Genomic DNA, 16,380 nt, shown 5'->3' on the forward strand with positions numbered 1-16,380 from the left:
GGGCCGAACCGTCGACTCAGTCGTCGAATTCGGTATAGAGCGAGCGCAATTCGCGTAAGCCGGTTGCCGCGGTCGGTTCGTCCTCGGCCGACATCCGTAGCGCGCGACGCAGCGGAATCGCGTCGAGGTCGTCGATGACGGCGTGGAATTCGACGCGGGGCAGCTCGGGTAGGACCAGTTCGTCGCCGTAGGGGTCGTCGGAATCTGCGGTGCGCGCGGACTTCTCGACGCCGCCGATGAGGGTGTCGAGGTCGAGGCCGCGCAGGGTGAGGATCTCGCTGGGCTGCTCGTCGAGGCGTTCGGCGAGCAGATAGCAGACCGCCGCCACGTGCTTGCACGGCCAGCCCATGTCCGGGCAGCTGCAGGTGAAGTCCAGTTCGGAGGCCGTGGTCGGCAGCAGGTGCGGGCCGAGCGCGGGTGGGAGCGCGCCCGAGGCGATCTCGGCGAGCATGCCGGGCGCCTCCCTGATCTCGGCGAGCAGCAGGTCCACCTCGTCCTCGCGCAGCGGCCGGATCGACAGCACCGAGGTGAACGGGCTCGGTTGGCTGCCCTGCACCTCCGCGGTCACCGCGCCCCGTTCGATCCGGTAGTTCACCACCTGCCCGACCCTGGCGTAGGTGCGTCCGCGCGAGAGCCTGCCCGCATCGGCGACCTTCTCCACCGAGTCGAGCAGCGACTTGCCCCACCAGGTCCGGCCGAAACCGCCGCGAGCCTGGGCGCCGCCGCGCACCGGTTTGCGCGGACCGAACTGGCTGAAGTCGGCCATCTACTCACCCACCGCCTCGGCGCCGAGGGTGAACAGCTCGCGCAGTTCGTCGGTGCTCATCTCGGTGATCCAGTTCTCGCCCGCGCCGACCGCCAGATCGGCCAATTGCTTCTTCCCGTTGATCATTTCGTCGATCCGCTCTTCGATGGTGTCGACGCACACCAGCTTGCGGACCTGCACCGCGCGCTGCTGGCCGATCCGGAACGCGCGATCGGTGGCCTGGTTCTCGACGGCCGGATTCCACCAGCGGTCCAGGTGGATCACGTGATTGGCGGCGGTGAGGTTCAGCCCGGTGCCGCCCGCTTTGAGCGAGAGCACCATCAGCGGCGGGCCGTTCTCCCCCTGGAAGCCGGTCACCATATCGTCGCGGCGCTGCTTGGCCACGCCGCCGTGCAGGAACGGGATCGGGGTGCCGAACCGTTCGGTGAGGTAGGGCAGGATCAGGTCGCCGAACTCACGGAACTGGGTGAAGAGCAGGGCCTTCTCGCCGTCGGCGAGCACCGCGTCGAGCACGTCCTCGACCAGCGCCAGCTTGCCGGAGCGGTGGCCGCCGCGTCGCAGGATCGGCGAACCGTCACCCAGGTAATGCGCGGGATGGTTGCAGACCTGTTTGAGCCGGGTCAGCGCGCCGAGCACAGCGCCCTTGCGCGCCATGCCTTTCGCGTCTTTGAGCTTCTCCAGCATGTCGTCGACGACGGCCTGGTAGAGGGCGGCCTGTTCGACGGTGAGGTTGGCCCGCACCGTCATCTCCAGCTTCTCCGGCAGGTCGCTGATCACCGCCGGATCGGTTTTGAGCCTGCGCAGCACGAACGGATCGGTGATCAGCCGCAGCCGGTCGATGGCCTGCTGGTCGCGTTCGCGCTCGATCGGCACCGCGAACTTGGCGCGGAACGACTGCGGGCTGCCGAGCAGTTTCGGCATGGCGAAGTCGAACAGCGCGCGCAGTTCTTCCAGCCGGTTCTCCACCGGAGTTCCGGTGAGCGCCAGCCGATGTCGCGCGGTGAGTGCCCTGGCCGCACGCGCCTGCCTGGTCACCGCGTTCTTGATGTGCTGTGCTTCGTCGAGCACGATCCGCTCCCACTGCTGTTCGTTCAGCAGCGTGATATCGCGGGCGAGCAGTGCGTAGGTGGTGATCACCAGATCCGAATCAGCCACCGCCGCAGCGAATTCCGTGCCCTGGAGCCGACCGGGGCCGTGATGCACGAGCACCCGGAGGTCAGGTGCGAACCGTTGGGTCTCCCGCTGCCAGTTACCGACCACCGACATCGGACACACCAGCAGCGTCGGTCCGACCTGCGCCCCAGCGTCGAAGCTCGCGAGGGCGGCGTGTTCGTCGACCACCGCGGGCTGTGTCTTCTCACCCGCCGCGGCAGCCGTGCCGACCTCGCGCTCGTGCACGAGCAGCGCCAGCACCTGCACAGTCTTGCCCAGCCCCATGTCGTCGGCCAGGATCGCGCCGCAGTTCAGCCGGCTCATCGTGGCCAGCCAGCTCAGGCCACGTTCCTGGTAGGGCCGTAGCTGGGCTTTCAGGCCGACCGGAACCGGAACCGGCTCGGGTTCGCTTTCCCTGGCGAACAATTCGGCCGCCCAGCCGTCGGCGGTGACCTCGGTGACCGGGACATTGTCGACCCGCTCGGCGGCGAGTTCACCGATCATGTCGGCCAGGGTGATCGGACTGTCGTCGACATGCTGCGCGACGTAGCGGGCAGCGGCGGCCAGTGCTCGATGGTCGGCCTGCACCCACTCGCCGCGCAACTGGACCAGGTCGGATTTGCTGCTGATCAGCCGTTCCATCTCGGCCTGGGTGAGCACCAGATCGCCGAGCGCCAACTCCCACCGGTAGGAGAGCAGGCCACTGAGGCCGACGGTGGATTCGGCGGCGGCGGGGCTGCTCACGCGCAATCGCATGCTCGGTTCGGCGATGTTCCAGGCCCGTGGCAGGAGCAGCCGAATACCGGCTTCCTGCAGGGCATGTGCGCCGTGGGCCACCAGGTCGGCTACCACCTCGGTGGGGAGCAGCAGGTCGAGGCCGCGCGGATCGGTGGGGAGGTCGCGCAGGCGCGGGTAGGCCTTGCGCGCCTGGCCGAGTTTCTCCGCCGCCGTCCGTACGAGCACCGGATCATCTTCGAAGACAACGGGTTTGGGTGCGTCGTCGACCGGGCGCAGGCACACCTGCAGTCGCCACAGCGCCACCGATTCGTCGGCCGTGCCGAATTCGCCGTCGGGTTCGCACAGGCGCAACACCAGTTCCGGCTCATCGGCGGCATAGCCTTCCCGCCACTGCGTCAGCGTTTCCGACAGGCGGTAGGAGCCGGCGTCCAACGGGGTGTCGGCAACCAGCGCGGCCAGCAGCGGGTGCGTCATCGTGCGGTGCGCGAGATATTCGCGGGCGATCGGGTCGGTGAGGTGTGTGCACAGGTCGTCGAGCACGGCGGCGGGCGGGCCCGCCACCCGCAGCGCCGGTGGCATCGCGGCGGCCAGCTCGGCCAGCCATGCCCGTTGACGTTGTCCGCCGACGAGCCGCCAGCGCACCCACCACTGACCGTCGGCCCGCTCGATCTGAGGCACCACCCGACCGGCTCGCACCCACCGTTCGATGCCGCGCGCGACGTGCGCGAGGAACCGCAGGTCGCCGGAGATGTGCTCGCGCGGCAGTCGGCTGCGCAGCACAACGGCCGCCGTCGGTGGGGCGAGCGCGTGTGCGCGAACCTCGGCGGTCCCGGACTGTCCCCCGGCATCGACGACGAGCACCTGGGCCCGGTGCCGGAACCTCGCACGATCCAGGATGTCGCCGAGCACCGACCCCACGGCGACCGGCTCCGCGTCGTGCCACAGCAGTAGGCCCGATTCGGGGGACCACAGACCGTGCAGCATGGACTCCATCCAAGCAGGCGGCACCGACACCGATCACGGCCGCCATACCCCTGGATTTCTCGCCGCAACGAGAACATACTGAAATAACCCCAGGTCACGGGCCGGAACACCCACCGGCGACAACTCCATATGGACCCAGGCGGACCGGACCGATCCGGTTCGACCGATGACCCCTTGTAATTCGTGCGGAGGGCAGCGATGACGATTCTGCTCCAGGTTCTCGAGCAGAGCTACACACCCAACACCCCTTGGGAACGGCGCAAATTCACCTTCATCGACACCACGAAGATCCTCGGCATGCGGCTGGACGGTCAGGCAGGCGTCTGGCTCGATCTGTCGCGGCCAGGCGAATCCCAGCGCCTGGCGCACACCATCGACCCCAGTGAATCCATCACCTTCCTGCTCACCGTCTTCGCCAAGATCGCCGAATGCGAAGACCGTGGCGGTTCGTGGCTGGTCGGCCATGACGGCGCCCACGTCTCCTCGATAGCAGCCACCCGATTCCCGCCCAACCCGGCCGCGCAGGCCGCGGACGACCTGCTGGCCCGAGCCTGGTTGTAGGCCGCATCGTCGACTGACGCGGCCTTCCCCTCGCCCAGCGCCGCTCGAAGCGCGGTTGTTGTCGGTACCACCGGCTACAACATGCGGGTATGGGGAAACCGGCGTGGTTGCTCGTCACAGTGCTCGCGGTTGCCGGGTGCGCGGTGATCGGACCGGATGGGCCGGTCACACCCGCACCCGGCAGTCCGGCGCGCGCCGGGCAGTCACGACGGCTGCGACACCCGCATTATCTGGACTGTTGAGGGCGATGTTGCGTGATTCCCTGGTTGTGCGGCAGCGCTCCGTTCGGCATGGCCTGAGGGACGTGAGTCACGGCGTCGCAGCTGTCGGCGCCGTGGTGATGGTTCTATTGGCTGTGGCATGTGGTCAGGTGCCTGGAGTCGAGTCGGCGTCACCGCCCAGTGAGGTGCCGAGTCCAATTCCGGTTCCGGCTGATGCAGCGGGGCCGTTTCCGGTGTTGCAGGTGATCGACGGTGACACGGTGTCGATCCTGAAGGACAGCAGACAGGTGAGGGTCCGGATGTTGGGTCTGGACACACCTGAGACCCAGGATCCGCGCAAGTCGGTGCAGTGTTTCGGTACCGAGGCGGCTGACCGTGCCAAGCGGGTGCTGGTCGGCAAACAAGTAGTCGTGAGGCCCGATCCGTCGCAGGACAGCACCGACAAATACGGTCGGCTCCTGGCGTATGTCTGGGTGGATGGGGTGCTGTTCAACCTCAACCAGATCGCGCAGGGGTTTGGACACGAATACACATATTCACACTCACACCCCTACCAGTATCAGCGCGAGTTCCGCGCCGCAGCGCGGTATGCGCAGGTCCACCACCTGGGGCTGTGGAACCCGGCGACATGCAACGGCGTCACGAACTAGTACTGCAACGGCATCCGTGTGATTCGGGCGTCTGCTTGTCGCGCTCGTGTTGACCCGGCTCGATACCGCCGACCACGACTGGTACCGGTCGCACCGGCGACGACGCCGCCAGATCACGCCCGGCTATCGCACGACCGGCGGCAGGGCACCCGCTCGACTGACCACCGAGTGCAGTTGCAGTACTGGCTCGCCCTGCGCGGATTGCGATGGGGCAGACCGCCGATAACCCGGATGCATTGCACCACAACAGATTCGGTGCCACCGAAATTGACCATCGAACCCGCGGCGAAGTAGAGTCCGAGTGGCCCGACCAGCATCGGACCGCGCAGGAATATCGTAGACCTGCGAGTTGGAGAATGTGATGTACGAGGAAGTTCAAGGTGGCGAGAACGGACAGGCGCCGCCGATCAAGAGTTACGACACTTCTATTCATCCAAATTTTCCGGTAGTCGACTCGAGCAAATTCAAGACAATTCGCGATTTCACCGGTGAATTGATTCAAGCCAATGCCACCCAGGCGGCAGCCGTGGGGATCTACTTCAGCTCGAGAGATCGCCCCGTCGCCAAAGAATTGTTCGATCATTACTATCGCGTGACCGGCGACGACTACGTGCTGGAGGAATCGGCGATCCGCCTCGACCACCGTTGTGGTCGCCCATCCAGGTGCGGCCGGATCACATCAGATCGAATTGAAGCAGCAGTCCCACATCTGTGATGTCTACAATTTCCATACCGACGACGACTACGGCAACATGGCTCAGTCCGCTGTGAACACCATGGCGCAGAGCGAGGAACTCGGCCTCGCCAAGTCGTTCCTGGTATACGGTTCCGGTGCGGTGCACTCCTGGTCGGGTTCGAAATAGGTGGGGATATGACTGATAGGAACAGCAGGACCGATGATGTACTGGTCCCGGCGATCTTCGGAGTCATCATCGGCGGCTTACTGGCGGTGATCGCCTATTTCCCCTTGGTCGTGCTACTGCAGAACGTCTTCGACGTGCCCGAGCCCACTGCGACTCCCAAGAAATACCGAGGCGACACGGAACCAATCTCGCCGTGGTATTGGATAACGTGGATGATTCCGGCGCTCGTCGCGATTGCCGCCGGATTGGGATTGTCCTGGTGGCGGCGCATCCGGGTTTTCGCACTGGCGTCTACGGTGACGTTCGTCCTCGGCGCTGCCGCGGTCGCCGCTGTCGTGATTTCCTTCGAGATCAACGGATTCGCACCCGACTGACCTGACCGGAGTAGCCGGGTCAGACGGAGACAGCGTGTTCGAACCACACGTTGTCTCCGTATCCGTACCGAATGGCACCCAGGTCGACAATCACCTTCTCCGGGAGTTCGAATTCGCTCGCGTTGTAGACCGGGGTGGCCCGGCCGGACTCGTAGCCCAAAGCGCCGGAGATCCGCTGGATCGTGGTCGTTCGACTGTCCGAGGGTGGTCGCGGTAGCTCCGAACGCGGTCGCGGCTGCACCGGTCCAGTCGGCCTGTATCCACCCGGTGCCCGCGGACAGGTTCTGCGAGTGGGCGAAGTCGTTGATGCCGAGCAGGCCGATCCGCTTACCCACTCCCTGCAGCGCCTCCCAGTCCGCTTCCACCGGCGCCAGGTAATCGGCGACGGGCTTGATGCCGATGGTCCGGCCGAGCGGCTCGTCGTAGGAGGTGAGCAGCCCGACGCAGCCGGTGACGACCTGGCGGACCGTGTATTGGGCTTCCTCCACGTTCTGCAGGCTGGGCTGCTGCAGGCCGGTGAATCGGCGGACGTCCCCGGCCTGGCTTGTCGCCGCGACACCCTGCCCGTCGGTCAAGCTCGCCGCGGCCTGGTTGATCGAGACAGCGTGCTGCTCATCGGAATTCTTGTACGCGGTGGCCGCGGTCCCCAGTCCGGAACCCAGTGTGCCGAGGGCGCTCGTGTCCTTCTGATGGTCGCCGGACAGTGTGGTTTGCAGCTTCTGGATCGACACCGACAGCTGTGCCAGCTGTCCGGCTGTTCCGGCTGGTAGCGCTAAACCCGGTAGTAAACGGCCCGCGTTCTCGGTGAAATTGGCGCCGATGTCCTGGAGATCCAGTGTGAAGCCGGACAGCTTCGACACATCAACAGTAAAGTCGACCATTCGATCCCTCCGAGACAAACGCTGCGCACATGGTGACCCGGGACAACCGCAGCCGGGTCACCGAGGCTCGGGCCGGGCGAACCGGCAACCAATCCTGGCAACCAGCGAATCCAACTCGGCCACATCATGATCCAACACCACACACTACGACACCCCGGCCGAATCGCTGCCGCCCGCGCGCCCCAGCCACTGCTTCTACGCCGCCGAGTACCTCACCGTGGCGGTCGACTACGACCTACCCGTCACCGCTGCGGACAACGCCACCCTCCACGACATCGCCCGCGGCTGCCCGTGAGCTCGGGTGGGTCCGCAGCCGGTCCGAGCCAGTGCTGTCACACCACCGAACCCCGCGGTCGCCAGGCACTCCCAGCAGCGCCTACTCTCCGGTCGCCACCGCCCGTTTCGGATCGTTCGACCACTGCGAGTACGAGCCCGGGTAGAGGGCGGCGTCGATGCCCGCGATCGCCAGCGCCGCGATCTGGTGGGCAGCGGTGACGCCGGAGCCGCAGTACACCGCGACCGGGCCGTCGCCGAATCCCGCGAAGCGTGCGCGCAGTTCTTCGGCATTCCGGAAATGCCCTGTGCCATCCAGGTTTTCAGCGGTCGGTGCGCTCACCGCGCCGGGGATGTGTCCGGGACGCGGATCGACCGGTTCGACCTCGCCGCGATACCGCTCGCCCGCGCGCGCGTCGAGCAGCACACCCGGCCATTTCGCGACGGCGTCGGCATCGACCATCGGCAAACCGCCGGGGCGCACCACCAGGTCACCACCCACCGGATCCGGTTCGGCGCCGGTCGCGACTTCCCCACCGGCCGCGATCCACGCGGGCAGCCCGCCGTCGAGGATGCGCACGTTGTCCACACCGGCCCAGCGCAGCAGCCACCACGCCCTCGCGGCCGCCATGCCGCCGGTCGCGTCGTAGACCACCACCGGGTCGCCCGAGCTCAATCCCCAACTGCGCGCGCATTTCTCGAAGGTGCCGGGATCGGGCAGCGGATGCCTGCCGCGCGGGGGCGCCGGCGCGGCGGCCAATTCGGTCGGCAGATCGACGAACACCGCGCCCGGAACATGCCCGTCGAGATAGTGCTGCGGGCCATCGGGATCGCCCAGCGCCCACCGCACATCGAGCAGGTGAATCGGCTTGTCCGCCAGCTCTTCCCGAAGCTCAGCCGAGGAAATCAATACCGCGCCCACTCCCACTCCTCCTCCAAGCCCCCGCCTGCGAAACCGTTCCCGACACCCTACGCATCGAACCGGCTCCGCGGCACCTATCGACGCACGACTTCACCCGGCAACGCCGACCGTGCCGGTGACTCCGGCGCGGCAACGCACGACGCCGGGCCCGCGAACCCGGTCGCATCGTTCACAGGCCGGTCGCGAAACTGGACCCACCATCGGCACGCACGAATCAGGCCACTTTCGCGAGACTGGCAGGCGACGGCCCCCACCGCGTCGGGCAGTATCGGCACAATGTCGCAGGTCTCCACCACTTCGCCCGATATCGCCGACAAACCGACGGGCATCGCACAGCCGCTCGGTGCGGGCGCCATCACGGCACTGGTCGGCTTCACGAGTTCGTTCGCGGTAGTGCTGAGTGGTTTGCGCGCGGTGGGGGCGAGTCCGGCGCAGGCCGCGTCGGGCCTGCTGATCCTGTGCTTCACCCAGGGCATCGGCATTCTGCTGCTGAGTGTGCGGTACCGGATCCCGATCACGCTGGCTTGGTCCACGCCGGGTGCCGCCCTGCTCGCGAGCACCGGACTGGTCGCGGGCGGCTGGCCGGGCGCGGTCGCGGCCTTCGCGGTGACCGGCGTACTGATCGTGATCACCGGGTTGTGGCAGCGGCTCGGCTCGCTGGTGGCCGCGATCCCCGTGCCGATCGCGCAGGCGATGCTGGCCGGTGTCCTCGTTCCGCTGTGCCTGGCCCCGGTGCAGGCGCTGCGCACCTCGCCCGCCGTGGTGGTCCCAGTCATCGTGGTGTGGCTGGTCCTGCAACGGTTCGCACCCAAGTGGGCCGTGCTCGTCGCCTTCGCCACGGCGGCCGTCGGTACGGGCATCGACATCGTGGTGAACAACCGGCACCTGGAATTGTCGGCCATGATTCCGACTGTGGAATGGACTGTCCCCCAGTGGCATTGGCAGGCCGTCGTCGGCATCGCCATCCCGCTCTATATCGTCACCATGGCCTCGCAGAACATTCCGGGCGTCGCGGTGATGCGCTCGTTCGACTTCCAGGTCCCGTGGCGTCCCGCCATGCTCGTCACCGGTATCGGCACCATCCTCGGCGCGTCAGCGGGCGGCCACGCGATCAACCTCGCCGCGATCAGCGCCGCCCTCGCCGCCGCACCGTCGGCGAGCCCCGACCCCAAACGCCGGTGGATCGCCGCGGCGACAGCGGGCGCCGGCTACCTCGTCCTCGGCCTCGCCTCCGCCGCCCTGGTCACTCTGATCGCCGCCGCGCCGGCGGGCACCATCGAAACCGTCGCGGGCCTTGCCCTCCTCGCCACCCTCGCCGCCGCCCTGACCGGCGCCCTCAGCGACCCCGCCCATCGCATGGCAGCCCTGGTCACCTTCCTCGTCGCCGCCTCCGGCACCACCCTCTTCGGCATCGGCGGCGCCTTCTGGGCGCTGGTAGCCGGACTCGTCGTGCGCCGCTTCCTGCCCACCGGCACCTGAGGGTCCGGCGGCAGGGCCGAGTTCAGTTCGGTCCTGCCAGCCGGTCGAGCAACGGGCCGGTCCGCGGTCCCACCAGCTCACGCATGACCAGGGCCATATTGGTGCGCTCCACGCCGGGGATCTTCAGGATTCGGCCCGCGATGCGGTAGAGGTCGTCGGCGTCGCGGGCGACGATGCGGACGGTGAGATCGGTGGCGCCGGTCATCCCGCAGACCTCGGTGACCTCGGGGACATCGGCCAGCTCGTCCACCACGCTGTCGAGTCGGTGCTGGTCGACCACGACCGCGACGAACGCTGCCAGTGGGTAGCCGAGGGCGCGCGGTTCCACCCGGCGTTCGAAGCTGCCGAGCACCCCACCGCTGTCCCAGCGCGCCAGACGCGCCTGCACCGTGTTGCGCGACAGGCCGAGGCGCGCCGCGAGCTCCACCCCGGTGGCACGGGGATTGGCGTTCAGCTCGCGCAGCAAACGCGCGTCGGTGGCGTCGAGTGTCACGTCCGGTTCGCGACTGGTCATACAACGCAGTATGACAGCGCACCACCCCCGTAGACCATGCATTCTGCTCATGTGCGCGTGTACCGCTTGCGCACACCGCGTTATGGTGGATGCTGAGTGATACACATCGCACTCAGCGGAGTGGCGTACCTGCATCGGCCCACAAGGCGCGGTGGCGAGGAGGCGATCACGATGTCGCAGAAGCAGACCTACCCGGTCCAGCTGGTTCAGCCCGACGGCCGCCGGGTGTTCGACAGGGAGCACGGCGCGCTCGTCGCCGACATCGATGCCGAGCGGTTGCGGCAGCTGTATCGGGACATGGTGATCACCCGCCGGATCGACATCGAGGCGACCGCGTTGCAACGCCAGGGCCAGCTCGGATTGTGGCCGCCGCTGCTCGGCCAGGAAGCCGCACAGGTCGGCTCGGCGCACGCGCTGCACCCCGACGACTACGTGTTCTGCTCCTACCGCGAAACCGCCGTCGCCTACTGCCGTGGCGTCGCGCCCGAGCAGCTCACCGCCCTCTGGCGCGGCGTCTCACACCACTGCTGGGACCCCGGCGAGGTCAAGATGACCAATGCCAATATCGTCGTCGGATCCCAGGGGCTGCACGCGACCGGTTACGCCTTCGCCGCCCATCTCGACGGCGCCGATATCGCCACCATCGCCTACTTCGGCGATGGTGCGACGAGCCAGGGCGACCTCGCCGAGGCACTCGGATTCGCCGCGGCGTGGAGCGCGCCGGTCGTGTTCTTCTGCCAGAACAACCAGTGGGCGATCAGCGAACCGGTGGCCGTGCAGAGCCATACCCCGCTGGTCCACCGAGCCGATGGTTACGGGATTCCGGGCGTGCAGGTCGACGGCAACGATGTGCTCGCCGTCCTCGCGGTCACCCGCCAGGCCGTCGAACGCGCGCGCACCGGCGGCGGCCCCACCTTCATCGAGGCGATGACCTACCGGATGGGCCCGCACACCACCGCCGACGACCCGACCCGCTACCGCACCGCCGCCGACACCGAGTACTGGGCCCAGCGCGACCCCATCGAGCGCGTGCGTCTGCTCCTCGACCGCGATGGCGACCTCTCCCCCGAATTCACCCAGCAGGTCACCGACGAGGCCGACGAGGTCGCCCGCCGGCTGCGCACCGCGACAATCGAGATGCCCGACCCCGATCCCGTGCGGATGTTCGACAACGTCTACGCGACCGAGCATCCACTGATGACCGAAGAGCGCCAACAGCTCTCGGCCTACCTCGCCGAAGGAGCGCAGTCATGATCACCACCTTCGCCGGCGCCCTCAACGTCGGCCTGCGCAGCGCGATGGAAGACGACGCCAAAGTCGTCCTGCTCGGCGAGGACATCGGCCGGCTCGGTGGTGTGTTCCGCGTAACCGACACCTTGCAGAAGGATTTCGGCGACAATCGCGTCATCGACACACCACTGGCCGAATCCGGCATCGTCGGAACGGCTTTCGGGATGGCGTTGCGCGGATACCGCCCCGTGGTGGAGATCCAGTTCGACGGTTTCGTCTATCCGGCATTCGACCAGATCGTGTCGCAGGTGGCCAAGATCCACAACCGTACCAGCGGAAAAGTGAAGGCACCGTTGACGATCCGCATTCCGTTCGGCGGTGGCATCGGCGCGGTCGAGCACCATTCGGAATCACCCGAGGTGTATTTCGCGCATACCGCGGGCCTTCGCGTTGTATCACCGAGTACGCCCGCCGACGCGTATTCGATGATTCGCCAGGCGATCTCACTGGACGACCCGGTGATCTTCTTCGAACCGAAACGTCGCTATTGGGACAAGGCCGACGTAGATTTCGAAGGCGAACCGGATCTGCCCCTGCACAGGGCCAGGGTCTGCACCCGCGGTGCCGACGCCACCGTCGTCGCCTACGGCGGTACCGTCGCCACCGCGCTCACCGCGGCGAAGATCGCCGCCGAGGAAGGACATTCGCTCGAGGTGATCGACCTGCGCAGTCTCTCGCCGATCGACGTCGACACGATCGCGGAATCGGTGGACAAGACCGGCAGGCTGGTCATCGTGCACGAGGCGCCCGTGTTCGCCGGGCTCGGCGCCGAGATCGCGGCCCGCGTCACCGAACGCTGCTTCTATCACCTCGAGGCGCCGGTGCTGCGCGTCGGTGGCTACGACATCCCCTACCCCCCGGCTAAGCTCGAAAAGCACCACCTGCCCGACCCCGACCGCATTCTGGCGGCGGTCGACCGCTGTCTAGCCGCGTGATGAAAGGTGCCCTCGTGCCGGAACCAGCCGCCGATGACGACGGTCATGTTCTCGAGTTCCGCCTTCCCGACCTGGGTGAAGGCCTCGCCGACGGCGACCTGGTGTCCTGGGCCGTCGCGGTCGGCGACACGGTGGAACTGAACCAGACCATCGCCGAGGTGGAGACCGCGAAGGCGGTGGTGGCGCTGCCGTCGCCGTTCTCCGGGGTCGTGGTCGAACTGCTCGCTCAGCCCGGTGACACCGTCCCGGTCGGCGCGCCGCTGATCCGGGTGCGCAACGATCTCGAGGTGTCGGCCCCACCGACCGCGGAGCCCCGCACGAACGTGCTGGTGGGTTATGGGCCCGAGGCCGAATCGACCTCGCGGAGAAGGAAGGCCACGCCGTCCATGGCCTCGAGCACGCCGAGCACCCATCGCGCCGCCGCGACTCCCGCGGCCCGCAAACTGGCCAAGGAACTCGGCATCGACCTGTGGTTCGTCGCGGGGTCGGGGCCGGAGGGCGCGGTCACCGTCGACGATGTGCGCTCGGCCGTGCCGGTGACCCAGCCGCGCACCCCCGCCCGCCTCGGCGATGTCGTGCGCGCTCCGTCCAACGGCCACATCACCGACGGGGACGGCCTGATCGAGCCGACCGCCCGGGAAGAACGCACTCCCGTCACGGGCATCCGAAAGCGCACCGCCGCCGCGATGCAGGCCAGTTCGCGCACGATTCCCCAGGCCAGCACCTTCGTCACCGTCGACTGCACCGCCTCGATGGAACTGCTCGATCACCTGCGCACCACCAAGTCCTTCGAAGGTCTCACGCTCACGCCACTGGCGCTGGTCGCCAAGGCCACGCTGGCGGCGATCGCGGAGTATCCGGGGATCAATACCGCGTGGGACGAGCAGAACCAGGAGATCGTCACCAAGCACTATGTGAACCTGGGGATCGCGGTCGCCTCGGATCGCGGCCTGATGGTGCCCAATCTCAAGGAGGCTCAGTCACTGAGCCTGCGCGAGCTGTGCCGCGAGATCAGCTGGGCGGCCGACACCGCCCGCTCCGGCAACGCCACCCCGAACGACCTGCGCGGCGGCACCTTCACCCTCACCAACGTGGGCGTCTTCGGTGTCGACAGCGGAGTCCCGCTGGTGAATCCGGGCGAGGCCGCGATCCTGTGCCTCGGCTCGATCCGCAAGCGCCCCTGGGTCTTCCGTGACGAACTGGCCGTGCGCTGGGTCACCACCCTCGGCCTCAGCTTCGACCACCGCATGGTCGACGGCGAACTCGGCGCCCGCTTCCTCGCCACCACAGCGGGTTTCCTGGAGGACCCGTTGACGCTGCTCAGCCGCATCTGAGCACGCGTCGGGACCCGGCCGTATAGTTCGGGCCGGTGCGCGTCCGACCGGACCGCGCACCGTGCGAACGAATTTCGGCAGGTGTATCCGAGGAAAAAGGGGGCGTCATGGGGTATCCGTATGGGCAGCAGCAAGGTCAGGGCTATCCGCCGAACGGCCAGCAGGGCTACAACCCGTACGGCCAAGCCGTTCCCGGGTACGGAGCACCGGGCCCCGGCGTTCCCGGGTACGGCGCCCCTGTGCCCGGCTATGGCGCTCCCGGATACGCGACGCCCGGCCCCGGCGCGCCCGCATACGGCTATCCCCAGCCTGCAGCCTCGGGCGCTACCGGGATCATCGCTGCCGTTCTAGCCCTTCTGCTTTCGCTGGTTTCCCTTGTTGGTGCGGTGGTCAGCTATAACGCCACACGCGCTTACGAATGCTCCGGCGAATTCGTCCAGAAGCCGGACGGCAGCTTCGAGTGTTCGAGCACGTCCGTCTCGCCGCTGGTGATGACCTTCGTCGTCACCGGCGCCGCGCTGGGCCTGTTGCTCCTCACCGGCTCTATCCTGCTGTTCCTCCGCAAGACAGCGGGCCGGGTGATCGTCATTTCCGTGGCGGCGCTCAGCGCACTCGGCAGCCTCGTCTCCCTCGCGACCTCCGCGTCATCCTCGGTGACATCCGGCGCGAGTGTGGCCATCGGGCTCGTCCAAGCCGCGGTCGCGGTCTTGATGCTCAGCCTTGCCGCGGCATCGTCGACCGGGCGCTGGATCCGGGCAGCACAGCAGCAACCGAACTACCCACAGGGCGGCTACCAGCAGTATTGAACCCACCGGGTGATATATCCGACCCGCAACGCCGACGAAACACGGCGCTCACTCACGGTAAAAAACGGGGACTACAACCTGTTACATGAGTGAGGCGCATCCCGTCGACACCAGGTTGCCGTTCGCTCGGCAACTGGCTTTCGGCATCCAGCACGTCCTGATCATGTACACCGGCTGTATCACCGTGCCGCTGGTCTTCGGCGCGGCCGCGGGGCTGGACCGGGCGACGATCGCGCTGTTGATCAGTGCGGACCTGCTGGTCGCGGGCATCATCACGCTGGTGCAGAGCCTCGGCGTCGGCAAGCTGGCCGGTGCGCGGTTGCCGATCGTCTGCGGCGCAACGTTCGTCGGGCTCAACCCGATGATCCTGATCGCCAAGGAGTACGGCCTCGACGCCGTGTACGGGTCGATGCTGGTCGGCGGTGTGGTCGGGGTGGCGCTGGCGTGGCCGTTCGCGCGGGTGGTGCGGTTCTTCCCGCCACTGGTCACCGGAACCGTCCTGACCGTGGTCGGGGTATCGCTGATCGGGGTCGCCGGGGGCCTGATCATCGGAACCGACCCGAAGTCGGCCGGCTTCGCCTCGCCCTCCAATATCGGGCTGGCGGCGGTGGTGGTGCTGATCGCGGTGGGCTTCGTCTGCCTCGGACGCGGCGTGTGGTCGCAGCTCGGTGTGCTGATCGCGCTGGTCGCGGGCATCGTGATCGCGCTGCCGATGGGACTGATCACCACCGCCGGGATCGGAACCGCCGACTGGATAGGGATCCCGCAGCCGTTCCACTTCGGGTCGCCACAGTTCCCGGTGACCGCCGTGGTGGCGATGAGCATCGTGATGGCCGTGGTGTTCGCCGAGTCGACCGCGAGCATGCTGGCGATCAGCGAGATCACCGGAAAACCACTGAGCAGGGGCGATCTCGCGCGCGGCCTGGTGGGCGACGGCCTGTCGGGTGTGCTCGGCGGCATCTTCACCGCGTTCGTCGACACGATCTTCAATCAGAACGTCGGCGCGGTCGCCACGACCAGGGTCTTCAGCCGGTATGTCACCGCGGTGAGCGGCGCGATCCTGGTGGTGCTCGGGCTGGTGCCCCGCATCGGCGAGGTGGTGGCGGTGATTCCGAAGCCGGTGGTCGGCGGCGTCGGGCTGGTGCTGTTCGCGACGGTCGCCATCGTCGGCGTCACCACACTGCTCGAAGCCGATCTGACGGACCGGGTCAACGCGACCGTCGCGGCCACCGCCATCGGCATCGGCCTGCTGCCGGTGTTCACCAAGGACATGTTCGACAAGTTCCCCACCTCGGCGCAGATCCTTCTCGACAGCGGCGTCACCCTCGGCGCGGCCACCGCGTTCTTGCTGAACCTGGTCTTCAACCACACCCCGCTCGGCGCGATGGCCCGCGCCGCGATCGTCACACCGGCCGATACGGAAGAACCCGCCACCGAAGACGAACCAACGACCACGAGCCCCGCCGTCGCCACCTGATCGAGCCATAAACCACACCGCAGCACCGCCATGACCGCACTCCCAGCCCCGCACATCCCGACCTCGAGGAGGGATCGCCGACGAAGTCGGCGGTTCGCGCCCGTCCCGTCGATCAGGTGCCGTTGCGTAGGCGACGAAGGAGCAAGCAACGGCACCTGAT

14 protein-coding genes are annotated in these 16,380 nt (G+C 67.5%); 9 read left to right on the forward strand and 5 right to left on the reverse strand.

Translation table 11 applies throughout. From position 1 onward, the window contains the following. Nucleotides 1-16: 16 nt before the first annotated feature. Nucleotides 17-766: an SWIM zinc finger family protein gene (locus ACWFRF_RS32755; protein ID WP_378996218.1), complete on the reverse strand. Its 750-nt coding sequence runs from the start codon at nt 764-766 to the stop codon at nt 17-19. Next, nucleotides 767-3,640 (reverse strand): SNF2-related protein, encoded by a 2,874-nt coding sequence (locus ACWFRF_RS32760; RefSeq protein WP_452453977.1) that lies wholly within the window; start codon nt 3,638-3,640, stop codon nt 767-769. It abuts the gene before it with no gap. A gap of 198 nt (nt 3,641-3,838) precedes the next feature. On the opposite strand from ACWFRF_RS32760, the gene ACWFRF_RS32765 reads away from it, so the two are divergent. From ACWFRF_RS32765 to ACWFRF_RS32775, 3 genes are all read left to right on the forward strand, one after another. Then, nucleotides 3,839-4,201, forward strand: coding sequence for a hypothetical protein (locus ACWFRF_RS32765; RefSeq protein WP_378996222.1), 363 nt, complete (start codon nt 3,839-3,841; stop codon nt 4,199-4,201). 454 nt (nt 4,202-4,655) lie between these two features. Further along, the gene (locus ACWFRF_RS32770; RefSeq protein ID WP_452453979.1) at nt 4,656-5,072 is read left to right on the forward strand and encodes a thermonuclease family protein; all 417 of its coding nucleotides are present in this window, start codon (nt 4,656-4,658) and stop codon (nt 5,070-5,072) included. A 361-nt stretch (nt 5,073-5,433) separates the two neighbouring features. Further along, nucleotides 5,434-5,787 (forward strand): hypothetical protein, encoded by a 354-nt coding sequence (locus tag ACWFRF_RS32775; protein ID WP_379312074.1) that lies wholly within the window; start codon nt 5,434-5,436, stop codon nt 5,785-5,787. 242 nt (nt 5,788-6,029) lie between these two features. Here the strand turns inward: ACWFRF_RS32775 and ACWFRF_RS32780 are convergent, their stop codons facing one another. Both ACWFRF_RS32780 and ACWFRF_RS32785 read right to left on the reverse strand, forming a co-directional pair. Then, nucleotides 6,030-7,190 carry a hypothetical protein gene (locus ACWFRF_RS32780; protein WP_452453982.1) on the reverse strand — a complete coding sequence of 387 codons (1,161 nt, stop codon included), beginning with the start codon at nt 7,188-7,190 and terminating at the stop codon, nt 6,030-6,032. 376 nt (nt 7,191-7,566) lie between these two features. Then, the gene (locus ACWFRF_RS32785; protein WP_452453984.1) at nt 7,567-8,385 is read right to left on the reverse strand and encodes a sulfurtransferase; all 819 of its coding nucleotides are present in this window, start codon (nt 8,383-8,385) and stop codon (nt 7,567-7,569) included. Between the two features lie 276 nt (nt 8,386-8,661). On the opposite strand from ACWFRF_RS32785, the gene ACWFRF_RS32790 reads away from it, so the two are divergent. Beyond that, nucleotides 8,662-9,864, forward strand: a complete 1,203-nt coding sequence (locus ACWFRF_RS32790; RefSeq protein WP_452453986.1) for a benzoate/H(+) symporter BenE family transporter — start codon at nt 8,662-8,664, stop codon at nt 9,862-9,864. A gap of 22 nt (nt 9,865-9,886) precedes the next feature. Here ACWFRF_RS32790 and ACWFRF_RS32795 read toward each other — a convergent pair whose 3' ends face one another. Then, the gene (locus ACWFRF_RS32795) at nt 9,887-10,378 is read right to left on the reverse strand and encodes an Lrp/AsnC family transcriptional regulator (RefSeq protein ID WP_379312069.1); all 492 of its coding nucleotides are present in this window, start codon (nt 10,376-10,378) and stop codon (nt 9,887-9,889) included. A 171-nt stretch (nt 10,379-10,549) separates the two neighbouring features. Here ACWFRF_RS32795 and pdhA point away from each other — a divergent pair, with 171 nt between their 5' ends. The 5 genes from pdhA (at nt 10,550) to ACWFRF_RS32820 (ending at nt 16,220) form a co-directional block, all read left to right on the forward strand. Beyond that, nucleotides 10,550-11,632, forward strand: a complete 1,083-nt coding sequence (gene pdhA, locus ACWFRF_RS32800) for a pyruvate dehydrogenase (acetyl-transferring) E1 component subunit alpha (RefSeq protein ID WP_452453988.1) — start codon at nt 10,550-10,552, stop codon at nt 11,630-11,632. Further along, nucleotides 11,629-12,603 carry an alpha-ketoacid dehydrogenase subunit beta gene (locus ACWFRF_RS32805; protein WP_449972230.1) on the forward strand — a complete coding sequence of 325 codons (975 nt, stop codon included), beginning with the start codon at nt 11,629-11,631 and terminating at the stop codon, nt 12,601-12,603. The genes pdhA and ACWFRF_RS32805 overlap by 4 nt, the downstream gene beginning before the upstream one ends. Next, complete coding sequence (locus tag ACWFRF_RS32810; protein WP_452453994.1) at nt 12,603-13,937, forward strand: dihydrolipoamide acetyltransferase family protein; 1,335 nt, start codon at nt 12,603-12,605, stop codon at nt 13,935-13,937. Before ACWFRF_RS32805 ends, ACWFRF_RS32810 begins: the two co-directional genes overlap by 1 nt. A gap of 107 nt (nt 13,938-14,044) precedes the next feature. After that, nucleotides 14,045-14,743, forward strand: coding sequence for a hypothetical protein (locus ACWFRF_RS32815; RefSeq protein ID WP_452453990.1), 699 nt, complete (start codon nt 14,045-14,047; stop codon nt 14,741-14,743). Between the two features lie 85 nt (nt 14,744-14,828). Then, complete coding sequence (locus ACWFRF_RS32820; RefSeq protein ID WP_452453992.1) at nt 14,829-16,220, forward strand: nucleobase:cation symporter-2 family protein; 1,392 nt, start codon at nt 14,829-14,831, stop codon at nt 16,218-16,220. The last annotated feature ends 160 nt before the right edge of the window (nt 16,221-16,380 follow it).

The sequence above is a fragment of the Nocardia sp. NPDC055165 genome (assembly GCF_053606985.1).

Coding starts and splice junctions, on each gene's coding strand:
- ACWFRF_RS32755 (WP_378996218.1), bottom strand. CDS start 766: ATGGCCGACTTCAGCCAGTTCGGTCCGCGCAAACCGGTGCGCGGCGGC.
- ACWFRF_RS32760 (WP_452453977.1), bottom strand. CDS start 3,640: ATGCTGCACGGTCTGTGGTCCCCCGAATCGGGCCTACTGCTGTGGCAC.
- ACWFRF_RS32765 (WP_378996222.1), top strand. CDS start 3,839: ATGACGATTCTGCTCCAGGTTCTCGAGCAGAGCTACACACCCAACACC.
- ACWFRF_RS32775 (WP_379312074.1), top strand. CDS start 5,434: ATGTACGAGGAAGTTCAAGGTGGCGAGAACGGACAGGCGCCGCCGATC.
- ACWFRF_RS32780 (WP_452453982.1), bottom strand. CDS start 7,190: ATGGTCGACTTTACTGTTGATGTGTCGAAGCTGTCCGGCTTCACACTG.
- ACWFRF_RS32790 (WP_452453986.1), top strand. CDS start 8,662: ATGTCGCAGGTCTCCACCACTTCGCCCGATATCGCCGACAAACCGACG.
- ACWFRF_RS32795 (WP_379312069.1), bottom strand. CDS start 10,378: ATGACCAGTCGCGAACCGGACGTGACACTCGACGCCACCGACGCGCGT.
- pdhA (WP_452453988.1), top strand. CDS start 10,550: ATGTCGCAGAAGCAGACCTACCCGGTCCAGCTGGTTCAGCCCGACGGC.
- ACWFRF_RS32805 (WP_449972230.1), top strand. CDS start 11,629: ATGATCACCACCTTCGCCGGCGCCCTCAACGTCGGCCTGCGCAGCGCG.
- ACWFRF_RS32810 (WP_452453994.1), top strand. CDS start 12,603: ATGAAAGGTGCCCTCGTGCCGGAACCAGCCGCCGATGACGACGGTCAT.
- ACWFRF_RS32815 (WP_452453990.1), top strand. CDS start 14,045: ATGGGGTATCCGTATGGGCAGCAGCAAGGTCAGGGCTATCCGCCGAAC.
- ACWFRF_RS32820 (WP_452453992.1), top strand. CDS start 14,829: ATGAGTGAGGCGCATCCCGTCGACACCAGGTTGCCGTTCGCTCGGCAA.